The 17,393-nt window shown below is 65.9% G+C and carries 15 protein-coding genes; 9 read left to right on the forward strand and 6 right to left on the reverse strand.

Annotation, left to right across the window (positions count from 1 at the left end; translation table 11 throughout):
- Window positions 1-60: 60 nt before the first annotated feature.
- From M8312_RS01305 to M8312_RS01325, 5 genes are all read left to right on the forward strand, one after another.
- A complete protein-coding gene (locus M8312_RS01305; protein WP_250118593.1) occupies window positions 61-1,080 on the forward strand; it encodes a 2-oxoacid:ferredoxin oxidoreductase subunit beta in 1,020 nt (339 codons plus the stop codon).
- Between the two features lie 24 nt (window positions 1,081-1,104).
- Complete coding sequence (locus tag M8312_RS01310; protein WP_250118594.1) at window positions 1,105-1,770, forward strand: spermidine synthase family protein; 666 nt, start codon at window positions 1,105-1,107, stop codon at window positions 1,768-1,770.
- Between the two features lie 64 nt (window positions 1,771-1,834).
- Window positions 1,835-3,196: a cryptochrome/photolyase family protein gene (locus M8312_RS01315; protein ID WP_250118595.1), complete on the forward strand. Its 1,362-nt coding sequence runs from the start codon at window positions 1,835-1,837 to the stop codon at window positions 3,194-3,196.
- 9 nt (window positions 3,197-3,205) lie between these two features.
- Window positions 3,206-4,456 (forward strand): SAM-dependent methyltransferase, encoded by a 1,251-nt coding sequence (locus M8312_RS01320; RefSeq protein WP_250118596.1) that lies wholly within the window; start codon window positions 3,206-3,208, stop codon window positions 4,454-4,456.
- Window positions 4,457-4,460: 4 nt separating this feature from the next.
- On the forward strand, window positions 4,461-5,615 hold the full coding sequence (locus tag M8312_RS01325) for a serine hydrolase domain-containing protein (protein WP_250118597.1): 1,155 nt from the start codon (window positions 4,461-4,463) through the stop codon (window positions 5,613-5,615).
- On the opposite strand, the gene M8312_RS01330 is transcribed toward M8312_RS01325, so the two are convergent.
- The 3 genes from M8312_RS01330 to M8312_RS01340 form a co-directional block, all read right to left on the reverse strand.
- Window positions 5,612-6,316: an SDR family NAD(P)-dependent oxidoreductase gene (locus M8312_RS01330; RefSeq protein ID WP_250118598.1), complete on the reverse strand. Its 705-nt coding sequence runs from the start codon at window positions 6,314-6,316 to the stop codon at window positions 5,612-5,614. The genes M8312_RS01325 and M8312_RS01330 overlap by 4 nt on opposite strands.
- A gap of 11 nt (window positions 6,317-6,327) precedes the next feature.
- Window positions 6,328-8,124 (reverse strand): acyl-CoA dehydrogenase C-terminal domain-containing protein, encoded by a 1,797-nt coding sequence (locus M8312_RS01335; protein WP_250118599.1) that lies wholly within the window; start codon window positions 8,122-8,124, stop codon window positions 6,328-6,330.
- Window positions 8,125-8,192: 68 nt separating this feature from the next.
- Entirely contained in the window at window positions 8,193-8,456 is a 264-nt protein-coding gene (locus M8312_RS01340) for a hypothetical protein (RefSeq protein WP_250118600.1), read from the reverse strand.
- A 275-nt stretch (window positions 8,457-8,731) separates the two neighbouring features.
- On the opposite strand from M8312_RS01340, the gene purF reads away from it, so the two are divergent.
- Window positions 8,732-10,183 (forward strand): amidophosphoribosyltransferase, encoded by a 1,452-nt coding sequence (purF, locus tag M8312_RS01345; protein WP_250118601.1) that lies wholly within the window; start codon window positions 8,732-8,734, stop codon window positions 10,181-10,183.
- A gap of 7 nt (window positions 10,184-10,190) precedes the next feature.
- Here the strand turns inward: purF and M8312_RS01350 are convergent, their stop codons facing one another.
- The 3 genes from M8312_RS01350 to M8312_RS01360 form a co-directional block, all read right to left on the reverse strand.
- The gene (locus M8312_RS01350; RefSeq protein WP_250118602.1) at window positions 10,191-12,842 is read right to left on the reverse strand and encodes an EAL domain-containing protein; all 2,652 of its coding nucleotides are present in this window, start codon (window positions 12,840-12,842) and stop codon (window positions 10,191-10,193) included.
- A gap of 112 nt (window positions 12,843-12,954) precedes the next feature.
- Entirely contained in the window at window positions 12,955-13,878 is a 924-nt protein-coding gene (gene cysK, locus M8312_RS01355; RefSeq protein WP_250118603.1) for a cysteine synthase A, read from the reverse strand.
- A complete protein-coding gene (locus M8312_RS01360; protein WP_250118604.1) occupies window positions 13,875-15,155 on the reverse strand; it encodes an MFS transporter in 1,281 nt (426 codons plus the stop codon). The genes cysK and M8312_RS01360 overlap by 4 nt, the downstream gene beginning before the upstream one ends.
- A gap of 456 nt (window positions 15,156-15,611) precedes the next feature.
- On the opposite strand from M8312_RS01360, the gene M8312_RS01365 reads away from it, so the two are divergent.
- From M8312_RS01365 to M8312_RS01375, 3 genes are all read left to right on the forward strand, one after another.
- A complete protein-coding gene (locus M8312_RS01365) occupies window positions 15,612-16,133 on the forward strand; it encodes a hypothetical protein (RefSeq protein WP_250118605.1) in 522 nt (173 codons plus the stop codon).
- A gap of 128 nt (window positions 16,134-16,261) precedes the next feature.
- Complete coding sequence (locus M8312_RS01370) at window positions 16,262-17,083, forward strand: phytanoyl-CoA dioxygenase family protein (RefSeq protein ID WP_250118606.1); 822 nt, start codon at window positions 16,262-16,264, stop codon at window positions 17,081-17,083.
- Window positions 17,084-17,139: 56 nt separating this feature from the next.
- Window positions 17,140-17,370, forward strand: coding sequence for a hypothetical protein (locus M8312_RS01375; RefSeq protein WP_250118607.1), 231 nt, complete (start codon window positions 17,140-17,142; stop codon window positions 17,368-17,370).
- Window positions 17,371-17,393 lie beyond the last annotated feature (23 nt).

The following is a 17,393-nucleotide window of genomic DNA, read 5'->3' on the forward strand; positions in this document are numbered from 1 at the left end:
CCTTTCCGCTGATCGTGATGCTGATCGCGGTCGTGGCGCTCCTCTATTGGCTGCTTTGACATGAACGACCTTTCCCCCATCGAGAAGACCACTGCCAAGGACTGGGCCTCGGACCAGGAGGTCCGTTGGTGCCCCGGCTGCGGCGACTACGCGGTGTTGAAGGCCGTGCAGCGGACGATGCCGGACCTCGGCGTCGCCCGGGAGAAGACGGTGTTCGTCTCGGGTATCGGCTGCTCGAGCCGCTTTCCCTACTACATGGAGACGTACGGCTTCCACACGATCCACGGCCGCGCGCCGGCGGTGGCGACGGGGATCAAGCTCGCCAATCCCGAGCTGGACGTGTGGATCATCACGGGTGACGGCGATGCGCTCAGCATCGGCGGCAATCACACGATGCACGTGCTGCGCCGCAATCTCGACTGCCAGATCCTGTTGTTCAACAATGAGATCTACGGCCTCACGAAGGGGCAATATTCGCCGACCAGCCGGATCGGCACGCGCTCTCCTTCGACGCCGTTCGGCTCAGTTGATCGCCCGGCAAGGCCGTGCGCCTTTGCGCTGGGTGCCGGGGCGCGGTTCGTGGCCCGCGGGATCGACGTGAACAAGAACCTCCCGGACGTGCTCAAGGCCGCTCACGCCCATCGCGGCGCGGCGTTCGTGGAAATCTTCCAGAACTGCGTGGTCTACAACGACGACGTGTTCGCGCCCTTCACCGCGCGTGAGGTCGCGAGCGAGATGCAGCTCTGGCTGAAGGCAGGCGAAAAGATGCTGTTCGCAGGCGGCGGCAAGGGTATCGCGCTGGATCACGACACGCTGACGCTCAAGGTGGTGGCTGAAGACGATCCCGCGGTGCTGGTTCACGATCCGAAGAACCGGACCCTCGCCCACATGCTCGTCGAGATGCCGGGGCAGGGCTTCCCGGTGGCGCTTGGCGTTATCTATGAGGACCCCGCGCCGACCTTCGCGGAAGCCGTGCTCGAGCAGAACCGCGCGGTGAGCGCCGGAAAGAAGCCGGACCTTCAAGGCCTGGTCAGCAAGGGCCAGAGCTGGATGGTGGAGAAGGAACCGCGCGCTGAGTAGTCTCCAGTGGCGGGGGCAGTTGCTGTGATCCCCCGCACGCTCGTCGCGTCGGCGCAGATCCCGAACGGCCCTGAAATGCGGCTTTATAGGCGCGGTGAGGATCACATGATCCTGCTCGAGCGCGAGGAGCTGATGAGCAGCAGGCAGTCGGGGTCAGAGGTGGCGCTTGCCACCCTGACGGCTGATCGGCTCGGTTCCCGGCCTAAACAACGCTGGCTGATCGGCGGCTATGGAATGGGCTTCACCTTGCGTGCCGCGCTGTCGAAGCTGCCGCAAGATGCGGAGGTCACCGTGGCCGAATTGGTGCCTGAGATCATCGACTGGGCTCGCGGGCCGATGGCGGCACTGACCGCCGGGGGGCTCGATGACCCGCGGGTGCGGGTAGCCTTGCGCGATGTCACCGACGAGATCGCGGTAGGGGGCTGGGACGCCATCCTGCTCGACGTCGACAACGGCCCCGACGCGCTGGTCCGCGCCCAGAACCAATGGCTGTACGAGCCCGGTGGTCTGTCCGTGACCCGCCGCGCGCTCAACCCGAAGGGGCTGCTGGCGATCTGGTCCGCTTCGTCGGATGCCCGCTTCAGCAAGACGCTGGCGGCTGCGGGCTTCTCCATCGAGGAGAAGGTCGTCCGGGCGCGGTCCAACGGCAAAGGTCCGAGGCACCACATCTGGTTCGCCAAGCCACTCTGAGCGGCGGCAACACGGACCAACGGCCTAATGGCTCCCGGCGCGCTCTTCGTCGTTGAACGCGTCGATGAGCGAACCTCAACTCGTCTGGCTGCGCCAGGATCTTCGGCTGGCGGATCAACCGGCCTTTGCCGCCGCTGCGCAGGCGGGGCCGACGGTCGCCCTTTACGTCCTCGACGACGAGACACCCGCTCAATGGGCGATCGGTGGAGCCCAGCGCTGGTGGTTGCATCATAGCCTTGCGCGTTTGGGTGCTGCGCTTGCGGAGAAGGGCGGGGCGCTGATCCTTCGACGCGGGCGCGCGGCCGAGGTGGTGTCCAGGGTGGCCGACGAGATTGGTGCGGCAGCCATCCATGCGGTGCGCCATTACGAACCGTGGTGGAGAAAGGTGGAGGCTGAGCTTGGTGACCGCTTGACGCTGCACGAAGGTGACGTCCTTCATGAACCATCGCGGATCCGCTCCGGCTCGGGCGGCGCGTTCAAGATATATGGACCCTATTATCGCGCATTGGAGGCCAAGGGCCCCCCGGCCGAGCCGCGACCAGCCCCTCGACGGATCGTTGCTCCGACCAAGCTGCCTCAGAGCGACACGCTGGACAGCTGGGAATTGCTTCCAAGCAAGCCGAACTGGGCGGGCGGGTTCAACATCTGGAACCCGGGCGAGGCGGGCGCGGCCAGGCAGCTTGAGAGTTTTTCCCGACGCGCACCACGCTACGCAGCGGAGCGGGACCGACCGGCGGAGGAGGGAACCTCAAGCCTGTCGCATCATCTGCATTGGGGCGAAATCAGCCCACGCGAGGTTTGGCACGGTGTAGATGAAGGCGCTGGCGACAAGTTTCGGCGCGAGCTGGCGTGGCGTGACTTCTCCCGCTCGGTCGAACTGGCGGACCCCCAAGTCGGCTCACGCGAGCAGCGGCCGATCGGCATTCGTTACCGTGAGGGCAAGGCGGCGGACGCGGACTTCCGGGCGTGGAAGAAGGGACGCACCGGCTACCCTTTCGTGGACGCCGGCATGCGCCAGCTGTGGGCAACGGGCTGGATGCACAACCGGGCCCGGCTGGTAACCGCCAGTTTCCTGGTCAAGCATCTTCTCATCCCCTGGTGGCGGGGCGAAGCCTGGTTCTGGGACACGCTGGTGGATGCCGATTACGGCAATAACGGCCAGAACTGGCAGTGGATTGCGGGAACGGGCTTCGACAGCCAGCCCTTCTACCGAATCATGGCGCCGCTCACGCAATCCGAGAAGTTTGGCGCAGCGGATTATATCAGGCGGTGGGTACCGGAGCTGGCGCACCTGCCCGACGCCGACATCCACGATCCCTGGGGGCGGGGAGCGGCGCCTGCGGGATATCCCGAGCCGCTGATTGGGCATAAGGAAGCGCGGGAACGCGCGCTGCAGGCCTTTCGCGAGAGGCGAGTACCGGACTAAGGGAGCTGGATGGCTTCGCGTGGCGCGCATCTCCTGAAGGCGGACCGGACGTTCGCAACGGGCGGCGGACTGATTGGACGACTGGCGGCGCCTGCGTTCCGCAAGGTGGTCGACCAGCTGCACGCCCGCCTGTCTCATGGCGGCATTCACGGGGTTCTGCCGAGTGGGGAAGAGCGGAAGGTCGGCTTCCACGCGCCGGGGCCCGAAGCACTGGTGCGCCTGCACAGCTGGCTGGCGATGGTACGGCTGGCGACTTCCGGCAGCGTCGGCTGGTACAAGGCCTGGGAGCGGGGCGAGTGGTCGTCGCCCGACCCGGTGCCGCTGTTCGAGCTGTTCATGCTCAATGCCGAGAGCCTGGGCGGAGCGGCGCGGGCGAAGGGGCCGTTTCGACTGCTCAACTGGCTGGCGCACCAGTGGCGGGATAACGCGCTCGGCCAGGCGCGCGAGAACATCGCCGCGCATTACGACCTGGGCAACGACTTCTACGCCGCCTGGCTTGACCCGAGCATGACTTACTCTTCGGGGCGCTTTTCGGCGGACGTGAACGGGCTGGAGGAAGCTCAGCACCGGAAAGTCGAATTGTTGCTCGACCGGCTGGCGCTGAAGCCCGGCGACCGCTTGCTGGAGATCGGCTGCGGCTGGGGTGCGCTGGCCATCGCCGCCGCCAAGCGCGGGGCGGTCGTGACGGGGCTTACCCTGTCGACGGAGCAGAAGGCTTGGGCGGAGCGGCGGATCGCGGAAGAAGGCTTGTTAGGCCGCATTACGATCCGGCTTGAGGATTATCGCGAGCATCGCGCGAGCTATGACGCCGTCGCCTCGGTCGAAATGGTTGAGGCGGTCGGCCAGCGCTGGTGGCCGGCGTATCTCGACGCCATCGCAGGCGCGCTTCGGCCAGGTGGACGCGCAGCCTTGCAGTTCATCGCCATCCGTCGCGAGTTGTTCGACCGCTATGCAGCAAGCGCGGATTTCATCCAGACCTACATCTTCCCGGGCGGTATGCTTCTGAACGAGCCTCGCTTCGCCATCCTCGCCAAGGAGCGTGGGCTGAGCTGGGACGACCGCGACGGCTTCGGTCTCGACTATGCCGAGACGTTGCGGCTGTGGCGGGAGCGTTACAACGCGGCGGTGCAGGACGGCCGGCTGGTCGGCTTCGACGAGCGTTTTCACCGCTTATGGCGCTACTATCTGATGTATTGCGAGGGCGGCTTTCGCGGTCGCGGAATCGATGTGGCGCAAGTCACCATGACAAAGGGGGAGTGAAGTAATGCGCGTGATCCTGACCGCAGCCGCGGTGCTGCTGGCGGCGCCTGCTGCCGCGCAGCACTCCATGCCCGTCGACCAGGCCTCGCGTGAGCAGATCAGGCGCGCCGGCGCCGAGGTGCTGTTCTGGAGCCAGGCGCAGCGGGACGCGAGTTTTCGGCGGATGGAAAAGCTGTTTCCGACCGTCACCATCAAGGCCGGCGGCAAGGTGCGCCCGCTGCCCGCCGGAACGCCGCTTTCGGTGCCCGCGGCCGATGTCGACAAGTATATCGCCGACCAGAACATCGCCGGGCTGATCGTGCTGCAGGACGGCAAGGTGCGGCTGGAGCGCTATGCACGCGGCTTCGGGCCCATGGGGCGCTGGACCAGCTTCTCCGTCGCAAAATCGCTGACGTCGACCCTGTTCGGCGCGGCGGTGAAGGATGGCAAGCTCAAGCTCTCCGACCCCGTGACCCGCTTCATCCCGGAGATGAAGGGCAGCGCCTATGACGGAGTCACGGTGCAGCAGGTTCTCACCATGTCTTCGGGAGCCGCCTGGAACGAGAATTATGCCGACCCGAAGAGCGATGTGGCGCAGATGTTCTCAAGGCCGGTCGCTGCGAACGAGGACGTGATCGTCGCCTACATGAAAACGCTTGGCCGGGCGGCGGCGCCGGGGACCAAGTTCAACTACAATACCGGCGAGACGAACCTGGCGGGCACGATCTTGCGGCGAGCGGTCGGAATGCCGATCAGTCGTTATGCCTCGCTGAAGGTCTGGCGGCCGTATGGGATGGAGGCCGACGCCTACTGGCAGGTCGACGAGCATGGGCGCGAGATCGCTGGATGTTGCGTGTCCATGCGGCTGCGCGACTATGCGCGCATCGGGCAGCTGACGCTGGAGAATGGGCGGGGGTTGCTGACACCTGGCTGGGTCAAGGACGCAACATCGATCCATGTGCCTTTCCCGCAGCAGCCGGGCTGGGGGTACGGATACTTCTGGTGGGTGCAGCCGGGCGGCTATCGCGCTAGCGGCATTTTCGGACAGCAGATCTGGATGGATCCGGCCCGGCACGTAGTGATCGCTACCGTGGCAGCGTGGCCGAAGGCGGTCGACGACAAGATGGCGGCGGACCGGCAGGCGTTCTTCCATCGCCTGGCCGAGGCCACGGCGCGCTAGTCCACCCGTACCTTGGCGCCCGTTTCCCGCTCTTCCCCGAGCAGAACCAAAATACGCTCCGCGACCACTTCGGGCGGCTTCACCTCTTCCGGCTCCTCGCCCGGGAAGGCGAGGGAGCGCATACGCGTGCGTGTGGCGCCAGGGTCGAGTATCGTGACCCGCAGCTTGTTCGCATAGGCGGTCTCGTCGGCGTAGCTGCCGAGTAGGCTCTCAAGCGCGGCCTTGCTCGACGCGTAGGCACCCCAGAACGCGCGGGGCTTGGCCCCGACCGAGCTGGTCACGCCAATCACCTCAGCCTTGTCCGACCGCCGCAGCAACGGATCGAACGCACTGATCAGCGCAAGGTTCGCGACGAGGTTGAGGTTGAGGATGCGGCCATATTCCTTGAGCTCGATGTCCTGAACCGGCGTCAGGCTGCCGAGCATGCCGGCGTTGAGCATCAGGATATCGAGCTTGCCCCAGCGCTCGGCGACTGCCGACGACAGCTTCACGATTGCTTCGCCGTCGGTGAGGTCGAGTGGCGCGATGGTGGCCGAACCGCCGGCGGCGTGAATCCGCTCCTCGACTTCCTCCATCGCCTTGCCGTTACGGGCGACGAGGATGACGTGGGCGCCGGCGCGGGCGAGCGCTTCGGCCGACGCCGCGCCGATTCCCCGCGACGCGCCGGTCACCAGCGCGAGCTTGTCCTTCAGATCAATCATGGGCGAGGCGCTTAGAACGCCTCGACCGGCAACGCCATGATGGTTTCCGCACCCGCCTCGATCTGACCGCGATAGGCGCTCGCCTTAGGCAATTCGCGCTGCGCGTAGAAGCGAGCGGTGGCGAGCTTGGTCTGGTGGAAGGTCGCGTCCTCGCCCGGCTCATTCTCGAGTCGGGCGCTGACCTGCGCCATCTTGAGCCACATCCAGCCGAGCGTCACCAGGCCCATCAAGTGCATGTAGGGCACCGCGCCCGCGCCCGCGTTGTTGGGATCGGCCATGCCGTTCTGCGCAAGCCACATGGTGGAGGCCTGAAGGTGTCCCATTGCCTGCTCCAGCGGGGCAGCGATGCCAGCCGGATCGCCCTTGGCGCGCGCGTCGGCGATGTCCCGGCTGACCACGTCGAAGAAGGCGCGGACGCCGCGGCCGCCGTCCTTGGCCAGCTTGCGGCCGACGAGGTCCATCGCCTGGACGCCGTTGGTACCCTCGTAGATCTGGGCGATGCGGGCATCGCGAACGAACTGCTCCATGCCCCATTCGCGTACATAGCCGTGGCCGCCGAATACCTGCTGCATGTTGACCGCGGCCTCGAAGCCCTTGTCGGTCAGATAGCCCTTGATGACGGGGGTGAGCAGGCTGATCAGGTCATCGGCCGTCTGCCGGTCCTCTTCGGTCGGGGCCTTGCGGCTGAGGTCGACTTGGAGGCTGCCCCACAGGACAAGCGCGCGCGCCGCCTCGTTGAAGGCCTTGGCTTCGAGCAACATGCGGCGGACGTCCGGGTGGACGAACAGGGTGTCCGCCTTGGCATCGGGATCCCGCTGGTCGGGGCGCAGGGCCCGACCCTGGCGGCGGTCCTTCGCGTAGGCGACGGCGTTCTGGTAGGCGACTTCGCCTTGGGCGAGCCCCTGGAGGCCGACGCCCAGGCGGGCGGCGTTCATCATGATGAACATGGCGGCGAGGCCCTTCTCTGGCTCACCCACAAGCCAGCCGGTCGCCCCGTCATAGTTCATCACGCAGGTCGAATTGCCGTGAATGCCCATCTTGTGCTCGATCGAGCCGCAGGAGAGCGCATTGCGCTCGCCGACCGAACCATCCTCGTTGACCAGGTGCTTTGGGACGATGAAGAGCGAGATGCCCTTCACATTGTCCGGGGCGCCGGTGATCTTGGCCAGTACCAGGTGGATGATGTTGTCCGCCATGTCGTGCTCGCCGGACGAAATGAAGATCTTCGTGCCGCTGATCTTGTAGCTGCCGTCCGCCTGCGGCTCGGCCTTCGTCTTGATGAGGCCGAGGTCCGTCCCGCAATGCGGCTCGGTCAGGTTCATGGTGCCCGTCCAGGTACCGGCCACCATCTTGGGCAGGTAGGTCTGCTGCTGCTCCGGGCTGCCCTTGACCAGCAGGGCGGCGATCGCGCCCTGGGTCAGGCCGTTGTACATCTCGAAGCTCTGGTTGGCCGAGAGGATATACTCGCTCATCGCCGTGGCGAGCACGTGTGGCAGGCCCTGGCCGCCGAACTCCGCCGGGGCGGACAGGGAGGTGAAACCAAGCTCGCAGAACTGCTTGTAGGCATCCTTGAAGCCGGTCGGAGTGGTGACGCTGCCGTCGTCGTTGCGCTTGCAGCCTTCTTCGTCGCCGACGCGATTGAGCGGGGTCAGCACTTCCTCGCAGAAGCGGGCGCCCTCGCCGAGAATCGCTTCGACCATGTCGGGGGTCGCGTCGGCGAAGCCGGGCAGGTTGCCGTAGTTCTGCATCTCGACGATGTGGTCGAGGATGTAGCGCGTGTCGCGGACGGGGGCGGTGTAGACGGGCATGTTCGCGTCTCCGATGAAGGTCTGGCGTGGGCTCTAAGTGGTTGGGACGGGGCTAATCAACAATAATGTCAGCAAAGCGGATCACCTGCGATATCGGTGACCGGCTGCGGCTTGGCCATCCGGACGAAGGTCTTGCCCGCGAAGGTGGCGGGTGCGGCGCAGTAGTAGGCACAGGCATCGTTGCCACGGTCGATGAGCAGGATCTTCTCACCGGCGATGTTCACCGGAATCCAGCACTTCTGATCGCCGTCGGGTCGCAGGTTGCCCCCCTGATCAAGGCTTCCTCGCAAGAAGCAGTTCTTCCCATCCGGCGCATAGGTGATGAAGCTCATGCGCCTTGACCGAGGGTCGAAGCAAAGCCGATCGCGAGCGGGGCCGGCGAAGCTGACCGCAGCGCTCTTGGCGTCGGGCTCCGCTGCTACCTCATTGTCCTGCGGCACCGACTTGCTGCAGCTTGCCAACAGCATGAGGCATGGGAGGGCGATGAAACGGCCACGCATGGGTCCTTCATCACGCTTCCGCCGCCCGCTTCAACCCCCATTCAGGCAACAGGCGACAAAGGCGCCGCCTTCTCCTATAGGCGCGGTTCACGGCGACGGGCGGGCAGATGCTGACGACCAATCCCTTTGACGACGACAAGCTCAAGGAAGAGTGCGGCATCTTCGGCATCTGGAATGCCGATGCGGCGGCGAGCTTCGTCGCGCTGGGCCTCCATGCGCTGCAGCACCGGGGGCAGGAAGCCGCCGGCATCAGCAGCATGGACGGGGTCGGCTTCCATTCGCATCGCGCGGCCGGGCACGTCGCTGGCAATTTCGACCGTGACGAGGTGATTCGTAGCCTGCCGGGCCGCACCGCAATCGGCCACGTGCGCTACTCGACCACCGGCAGCTCGGCGATGCGCAATGTGCAGCCATTGTTCGCCGAATTGGCCGAGGGCGGCTTCGCAGTCGCGCACAACGGCAACATCTCGAACGCCATGAAGCTGCGTCGGACGCTCAACCGCCGCGGTTCGATCTTCCAGTCGACCTCGGACACGGAAGTCATCATCCACCTCGTGGCGACCTCCAAGGAGGAGCAGTCGCTCGATCGAATCGTCGACGCGCTGCACCAGGTCGAGGGCGCTTATTCGCTGCTGATGCTGACCGAGCAGGGTCTGATCGCCGTTCGCGATCCGCTCGGCATTCGGCCGCTCGTCATGGGGCGGATCGGCGACTCGGTGATCTTCGCCAGCGAGACGGTCGCACTCGACGTCATCGGCGCGCATTACGAGCGTGACGTGCAGCCAGGCGAGATGGTGCTGGTGAACGAGGAAGGCGTACGCAGCTTCCGCCCATTCCCGGTGATGAACCCGCGCCCGTGCATCTTCGAGCATGTCTATTTCAGCCGGCCCGACAGCGTCGCCGATGGGGTCTCCGTCTACGAGGCGCGCAAGAACATCGGCGCTGAGCTGTCGAGGGAAGCGCCGGTCGAAGCCGACATCGTCGTTCCCGTACCGGACAGCGGTGTGCCGGCGGCGATTGGCTACAGCCAGGCGTCGGGCGTGCCATTCGAACTCGGCATCATCCGCTCCCACTATGTCGGCCGTACGTTCATTCAGCCGAGCCAGGAGGTTCGTCACCTCGGCGTCAAGCTCAAGCACAACGCCAATAGCGCTCTGATCAAGGGCAAGAGGATCGTGCTGATCGACGATTCCATCGTGCGCGGGACCACCAGCGTGAAGATCGTGCAGATGATGCGCGATGCAGGCGCGGCCGAAGTGCACATGCGCATCGCCTCGCCCCCGACCCGGCACAGCTGCTTCTATGGCGTCGACACGCCCGAGCGGGCCAAGCTGCTGGCCGCCCAGATGGATGTCGCCGGGATGACTAAGTACATTAACGCCGACAGCCTGGCGTTCATCAGCATCGACGGCCTTTACCGGGCCCTGGGGGAAGGGCGGGATCCCGCGCAGCCGCAGCGCTGCGATGCCTGCTTCACCGGTGATTATCCGACCCGGCTGACCGACCTGACCGAGAAGGAAACCGGCGCCGCCAACCTGCGGGTAGTCGCCTCTCGCTGAGCTGCCTCTAGCTCGCCGCCTGTTCGACGTACCACGGGCGGAGGATTGAGACTTCGTTGCGCTTGATGGGCTTGGGGGCAAGCCTGGCAAGGTCGAAGTCGCCGTCGAATTGGAGCCCGAATCGGTCCTTCTGTGACCAGCGGACGATGCCGGCAACCGGTCCGACGCCGACGATGTCGAGTGTGACCTGAGCGCCGGGGGTGACCGGGATCGGGCATTCCACAAGTGCTCCGGTCGAGGAGATGTTGCGCAAGCGTACTTCGCGGACCTGGCCGTGAATGGCGGTGATCGCCCGCCGCATGAGTCGTTGGCGGGGCTGGCGAACGAATTGGTGTCCATCGGCTTCGACGGCCGAGGCCATGGCCAGACGGCCGGCGCCTTCCCCGTCCGTCGGGCGCCCGAAAATAAAGCCCTGTACCTGCGAAACGCCGAGCTCACGGATGAGCGCCAGGTCGTCGTGGGTCTCCACGCCCTCTGCGACCGTATCCATCTGAAGGCTTTCCGCCAGCGTGACGATGGCGCGGATCAGGGCCGCATTACGGCTCGAGACGCTCGCCGCGCCGCGGACGAAGCTTTGATCGATCTTGATCTTGTCGAACGGGGCGTGGCGGAGATAGCCGAGAGAGGAGTAGCCGGTGCCGAAGTCGTCCAGGACCAGGCGGACGCCCAGCTTCTTCAGCCGGGCAAAGGTGTCTTCGGTCGCATCGCTGTCGGCGAGGAACACGCCTTCGGTGATCTCCAGCTCGACCCGGTTAGGGGTGAGCCCTGTCTCCTGCAGAGCTTCCGCGACCGTCTCAACGATCTGCGGGTCGTTGAACTGGATCGGCGAAAGGTTGATCGCAATCCGGATCTTCTCAGGCCACTTGCAGGCTTCTTCGATCGCGGTGCGCAATACCCAGGCACCGATCTTGCCGATCATCCCGCATTCCTCGGCGAGCGGGATGAACTTGGCGGGCGACACCGGACCGCGAATGGGGTGATGCCAGCGGACCAACGCCTCGAAACCGGCGACTTCCTCACCGGCGACCCGGATGATCGGCTGGTAGGCAACACTCAGTTCGTTGCGGTCGAGCGCCAGCCGAAGCTCATTCTCGAGCATCTGGCGGTCGCTCGCCTCCGAGTGCATCGACGGCTCGTAGAAGCAGTGCTTTCCGCGCCCAGCGGCTTTCGCCGCGTAGAGCGCAAGGTCCGCATTGCGGATCATGGAATCTGCGCAGGCCCGGCCGGGATCGCCGATCGCGATGCCCACGCTGGCGCCGATGGTCACACGGTGTCCGTCGATCTCGTAAGGGCGCGATACTTCGCTGATCAGGGCCCGGGCGAGGCTCTCGATCAGGCCGACTTCGGCAGCGCCGGGCAGCACCGCCTTGAACTCGTCGCCGCCGAGACGCCCGACCTTGCCGTGGTCGCCAAGGACGGTGGTCAGGCGCTGTGCGACCTGCTTCAGCAGGGCATCGCCGGCGGGATGGCCGAGCGTATCGTTGACGTTCTTGAAGCGGTCGAGGTCGATCAGGAAGAGCGAGCAGGCACGCTGGCGACTGGCGGCATTGCGCAAGGCTTCGTCCAGCGTCTGGCGCATCATGGGCCGGTTCGGCAGCCCGGTCAGGCTGTCATACCGCGCGAGCCTGCTGATCTCCTGCTCCGAGCGGCGCTGCTCGGTGAGGTCGGTGCCGATACCGCGGAAGCCGAGGAAGCGGCCATGATCGTCGAAGATCGGATTGCCGGTGAGCGACCAGTGGACGTCCTGGTCGCTGGCCGGGCGGACCACCACGTCGGAGAAAGGAAAGCGGGCCGACAGGTGGAAGCCGAGCGTCCGCTCTTCCCGCAGGTCCTCGCCCTTTTCCATGTCAACTGACAGGAGGTCGGTGAACTGGCGGCCGAGCAGGGCTGACGGGGTGGTCTTGAAGTCGTCGGCGAGCTGCTGCGAGACGTAGGAGAGGGTGCCTGCCGAATTGGTTTCCCAGAACCAGCCGCGTCCGGACGCTTCAAACTCCTCGACGAAGTGCAGCGCCTTTTGCGCCAGGTGGTCGAGCTGCAGGCGGCGGCGCGCGTTGGCGAGCATTAGCCGTGTGACTGTGACGCTGTAGCCGACGGTCAGCAGGCTGAGCACGCCGATAGTCGCCGTCACCTCGGTGCTGCCGGAGAAGAGGAAGGCTCCGACAGTGGCGACCAGCGCGTTAATGATCGCCAGCGGCGGGGAGCCGAAGCTGACCAGTGAGCGCATGGTGACACCCGCGCCCAGCACCAGGGGCAGGAAGCTCGTCTGGTCGATGCCGCCGAACCGCGCGGCAGCAGCGGCGAACAGCATCCACAGCACGCCTGACCCAGCAAGATAGGCCATGGTGACCCGGCCGATGCTGTGGGGAGCAAGGTTAAACCGGCGGTACTGGCTGAGGAACAGGCCCATGACGCCATCGAGCAGCATGGCGAGCAGCAGCGGCAGCACCGCGGTGAAGATGCCGCGCCACGACGAGCCTGAGAGCCCATAGCAGATCACGGTGATCCCCACCACGGCGTGGCTTGCCGCCAGCAACAGGGGGCCATTGCTGAACGTGCGGATCCGCCGGCCCGCGAGGATTCGATCTCCGGGCGAGTCCGATGGACCCACGTCGAAGAACAGGGCTTCGCGAACGGACGTGCGCGAGGGTAACCCGCTCAAGCCCACTCCGCCTTCAAGCCGCTGTCGACGCATTGATCCCCACTTTCTCGAGCGGGATCAGATACCGGCCGAGGCGTTAACGAGCCTAGCAACCGTTGAGGTTAAGGAACCCTCAACTCTGTTCGGGAAGAAAGTCCGGAACGGATAGATATCGCTCCCCGGTGTCGTAATTGAAGCCGAGCACGCGCGGCCGTTCACCAAGTTCGGGCAGCTTCTGTTTAATGGCCTGCAGCGTCGCGCCCGACGAAATGCCGACCAGCATCCCTTCCTCACTGGCGCTTCGGCGGGCCATTTCCTTGGCATCGGCGGGATCGACCTGGATGGTGCCGTCGAGCAGGTCAGTGTGGAGGTTCGATGGAATGAAACCGGCGCCGATGCCCTGAATGGGGTGCGGGCCGGGTTGGCCGCCCGAGATGACCGGGGACAACGTCGGCTCCACCGCGAACACCTTGAGGTTCGGGAACTTGGCCTTCAGCACCTCGGCGACGCCGGTGATATGCCCACCGGTGCCGACACCGGTGATCAACGCGTCGAAGCCATCCGGGAAGTCGGCGAGAATCTCGTTCACCGTTTCCTTGCGGTGGATCTCGATATTGGCCGGGTTGTCGAACTGCTGCGGCATCCAGGCGCCATCGGTAGCGGCGACGATCTCCTCGGCGCGGGCGATCGAGCCCTTCATGCCCTTCTCCTTGGGCGTGAGGTCGAAGGTGGCGCCATAGGCCAGCATCAGGCGACGGCGCTCCACGCTCATGCTTTCGGGCATGACCAGGATGATCCTGTAGCCCTTCACCGCGGCGACCATCGCCAGGCCGATGCCGGTGTTGCCGCTGGTCGGCTCGACAATTGTGCCGCCGGGCTTCAGCTTGCCGCTGCGTTCGGCGTCCTCGACCATCGCGAGTGCGATGCGGTCCTTGATCGAGCCGCCGGGGTTGGAGCGTTCGGACTTGATCCAGACTTCGGCCTGGTCGCCGAACAGCCGGTTGATACGGACGTGCGGTGTGCGTCCGATCGTTTCGAGAATATTATTGGCCTTCACGCGGGTTTCTCCTCAGCTACGGCCCTGGCGAGCACCTCTGGCGGCGGGTCGAAGGTTCGCGCCCGCCGAAGTTCAGGAAACAGTTGGGACCACGCCCCCGCAATGACAATGGCCGCGCCGCCGCCGAAGACAACCGCGCCGACCGGGCCAAGCAGGGCCGCGAACAGCCCGGACTGAAGCTCGCCCAGTTCATTCGAGGCGGAGATGGCGAGCCCCGACACCGCCGACACGCGACCGCGCATGGTGTCGGGCGTGTGCAGCTGCACGAGGCTGGATCGGACATAGACGCTCAGCATGTCGGCTGCTCCGAGGCCTGCGAGCACGACGAGGCTGAGGGCGAAATTCGTGGACAGGCCGAAGATCACGGTGGCGAGGCCGAAAGCGGCGACGGCCCACAGCATCTTGACCCCGACATTGCGGTGCAAGGGCCGGACCGCGAAGACGGCGGCGACGAGGGCGGCGCCCACCGCCGGGGCCGCGCGGAGCAGGCCGAGGCCTTGCGTGCCGACCATCAGGATGTCGCGAGCATAGACCGGCAGCATGGCGGTGGCGCCGCCCAGCAGGACTGCGAACAGGTCGAGGGTGATGGCGCCGAGCAGGAAGCGATGACCGCGCACATAGGTCAGGCCGTCCACCATCTGGCGAATGGGGTGGGGGTGTCCCTCGATCTTCGGCGGGACGATCCGCCGGATCGGCGTGAGCAGGAGGATGGCCAAGCCCATCAGCGCGGCGGCGGTCCAGTAAGGCGCGCTGGGATGGGCGGCATAAAGGAAGCCGCCGACCGCGGGGCCGCCAACGGTAGCCGCCTGCCAGGCGATGGAGGAGAGGGCGATGGCCTTGGGCAGCAGCTCCGGCGGGACGATGTTGGGCGCGATCGCCGACATGGACGGGCCGGTGAACACGCGGGCCACGCCATGCAGGGCGGCCAGCGTGAACAGCAGCGGCAGGCTGAGCCAGCTGTTGAGCGTCGAGAGCGCCAGGATCAGCGCGATGCTGGCGTCGATCCCGTTGGCGAGGCGGGCGACGGTCCGCCGCTCATAACGGTCGGCGACCCAGCCGGCGACGGGAGTGAGGATGGCCAGCGGGACGAACTGCACCGCGCCCAGCAAGCCGAGCATGAACGAGGCCTCGCGGATCGACATGCCGTAGTCCGCGCGGGCGACGTCGTAGACCTGGTAGCCGAGGATGACGACCATCCCCATGGTCGCCAGCGTCGCGCAGAAACGGGCGAGCCAGTAGAGCCGAAAGTCGCGGATCGCGAAGGGAGAGGTGGGCACGAGGCGGCGTTAGCGGGGGTGAAAGGGTGGGGCAATCGGCTTGGGCCGCCCCGCTGCAAGGGTCACGAAGTTTCCCTGGCAGGCACCCCTGCGGGATCCTCATGCGAGGGAAGCTTCGCCGGATATCCGCCACTGGCGAGCCTCTGACTGAAGGTGGCGAAGTTTCCCTGGTGTGACCCCGGCCGCGAAAAAGGCCATTGTCGACTACAGTGCAGCCTGTTCGATTGTCAAAGATGCGGTTGCCCGCAGGCAGAGCCAAGCAGCCGAATTCCTATAGTGCAATGATCGTGTGAATGGCCGCAATGGGGGGACGACGGAGCTCAGAAATGCCCGGAGAGTCCCGGTCCTTCGAAGGAAGCCAGATTAACTCTTCGCAAGCCTGGGACACTGAAAGCTGCCGTTCAGATTAGTGGGGTAAATCGCACGCTCTCACATGACCAACTGTGGAGGACACTGATGCGTAAAGCACATGCGTTCGCCCTGGCCGGTCTTGGCGCGCTGACCCTCGCGGGAGCTGCCGCCGCTGCGAGCCCGGGCACTCACACCCTTACCGTGCCGCTGCCCGATGGTTCGACCGCTCGGGTCGAATATGTCGGGGACGTGGCGCCCAAGGTGACGGTTGCGCCGCCGAGCGCCGATGGGCTGATGGGCCCGCTGCGCTTGTTCGATCGCGCCTTCTTCGACCGGAGCCTGTTCGACATGGACCGGCAAATGGGCGAGCTGATGCGCCAGACTGCCCAGCTTGCCCGACAGGCTCAGGCCGGCACGCCGGTGATGAATGTCGCCGCCTACGGCAATGCTCCGGCCGGAACCACCAGCGTCACCGTGGTCTCGACCAGTGATGGCACCCAGACCTGCACCCGGCGGACAGAGGTGACTTCACGCGGCGCGGGCAAGCCGCCGCAGGTCGTCACGAACCTTTCCGGGGACTGCGGCGGGAGTTCCGCCGGCGGGCAGCCGAAGATACCCACGAGTTGAGCAAGCTTCCGTAAAGGCCCGTCGCCAAGGTCAACGACCGGCGGCGGGCCGAGCCGAGGTCGCGCGGCGCTGGACAGCCTTGCCGGAGGCGGCGAGAGTTGCCGCACCAGCAAGGAGTCGCGTAGGTCATGGCCGAGCAAGAGATTGACGCCGCCGCGATCATGGGCGGGCTCTATGGCGATGGGATCATCGGCTGCCAGGGCGCCTTCAGTCCTGAGTGGGCCGACCGACTGGCGGCGGATGTCTGGCGGGTGTGGGAGCGGGTCAAGGACAAACCCGGCGGCGCGCTGCCGCGGGGACCGCACCGTTTCTATGTCGAGGTGTCGCCCGAGGACATCGGCGGCTTCGTCGATATCGCCACCCACCCCTGGTTCGTGGCGGTGTGCGAGGCGGTGCTGGGGCGGGATTACCGGATCGTCGAAGTGGGGTTCGACATTCCGTTCCCGGGCGCCGAGGACCAGCCGTGGCACCGCGACTTCAAGTCTCCGCCCGAAACGCTGGAAGGACGGCGGCTGAACAGCCTGGCGTTCAATCTGACCACGGTCGACACCCGGCCGGAGCATGGACCGTTCGAGATCGCGCCGGGGACGCAGTGGGACGATATCGCCGGAGCGAAGGACGACATGTTCCCCGACCGCTCGCTGTGGGGCAGGTATGAGGCGCGGGCGGTCCAGAAGCTGCCCAGGCGCGGTGATATCTCGGCCCGTTCGGCGCTGACCATCCACCGCGGGACCGCCAACCGCTCGGATGAGCCGCGACCGGTGGTGGTGGTCGGAGTGGACGCGCCCGACGGCATCAACGCGCATCATCACGACCTGCAGGTCACGCCGGAGTATCTGGAAACACTGCCGGCGCGGGTCCGCGATCACCTGACCTGCCGGGTGGTCGAGCGCGTGACCATGATCGAGCAGCACCATGTCATCGAGGGCCTGCTGCAGCCGACCTATTGAGAACGGAACCCGGCTCCGCTCGTGGGCGCTTAGCCGCGCACACAAGGAGACGAACAATGGCGAACATGTTGGGCGCGCTGATCGGCGCGGCGATCGACCGCGGCGATGGCGACAGCGGGATCAAGGGCGCAATCATGGGCACGGTGGCGGAAAGCGCCATTCGGCTGCTCGCGCCGGTGGTGGCGACCTACGCGCTTGGCTGGGCCGTGCAATATGGGGTGGCCAAGGGCTGGCAGGCGCTGACCGGGAACGATCCGGCGGAGAATGGCCGACCGCGGACGGCCTGAAGCGGAGGCGGCGCCTTCCTGAC

The sequence above is a fragment of the Sphingomonas sp. KRR8 genome, assembly GCF_023559245.1.
In the GTDB taxonomy this organism is placed as follows: Bacteria; Pseudomonadota; Alphaproteobacteria; order Sphingomonadales; family Sphingomonadaceae; genus Sphingomicrobium.

Excerpts from the sequence above, each read along its gene's own strand:
- M8312_RS01305 (WP_250118593.1), top strand. The coding sequence starts at position 61 with ATGAACGACCTTTCCCCCATCGAGAAGACCACTGCCAAGGACTGGGCC.
- M8312_RS01315 (WP_250118595.1), top strand. The coding sequence starts at position 1,835 with ATGAGCGAACCTCAACTCGTCTGGCTGCGCCAGGATCTTCGGCTGGCG.
- M8312_RS01320 (WP_250118596.1), top strand. The coding sequence starts at position 3,206 with ATGGCTTCGCGTGGCGCGCATCTCCTGAAGGCGGACCGGACGTTCGCA.
- M8312_RS01325 (WP_250118597.1), top strand. The coding sequence starts at position 4,461 with ATGCGCGTGATCCTGACCGCAGCCGCGGTGCTGCTGGCGGCGCCTGCT.
- M8312_RS01330 (WP_250118598.1), bottom strand. The coding sequence starts at position 6,316 with ATGATTGATCTGAAGGACAAGCTCGCGCTGGTGACCGGCGCGTCGCGG.
- M8312_RS01335 (WP_250118599.1), bottom strand. The coding sequence starts at position 8,124 with ATGCCCGTCTACACCGCCCCCGTCCGCGACACGCGCTACATCCTCGAC.
- M8312_RS01340 (WP_250118600.1), bottom strand. The coding sequence starts at position 8,456 with ATGAGCTTCATCACCTATGCGCCGGATGGGAAGAACTGCTTCTTGCGA.
- purF (WP_250118601.1), top strand. The coding sequence starts at position 8,732 with ATGCTGACGACCAATCCCTTTGACGACGACAAGCTCAAGGAAGAGTGC.
- M8312_RS01365 (WP_250118605.1), top strand. The coding sequence starts at position 15,612 with ATGCGTAAAGCACATGCGTTCGCCCTGGCCGGTCTTGGCGCGCTGACC.
- M8312_RS01370 (WP_250118606.1), top strand. The coding sequence starts at position 16,262 with ATGGCCGAGCAAGAGATTGACGCCGCCGCGATCATGGGCGGGCTCTAT.
- M8312_RS01375 (WP_250118607.1), top strand. The coding sequence starts at position 17,140 with ATGGCGAACATGTTGGGCGCGCTGATCGGCGCGGCGATCGACCGCGGC.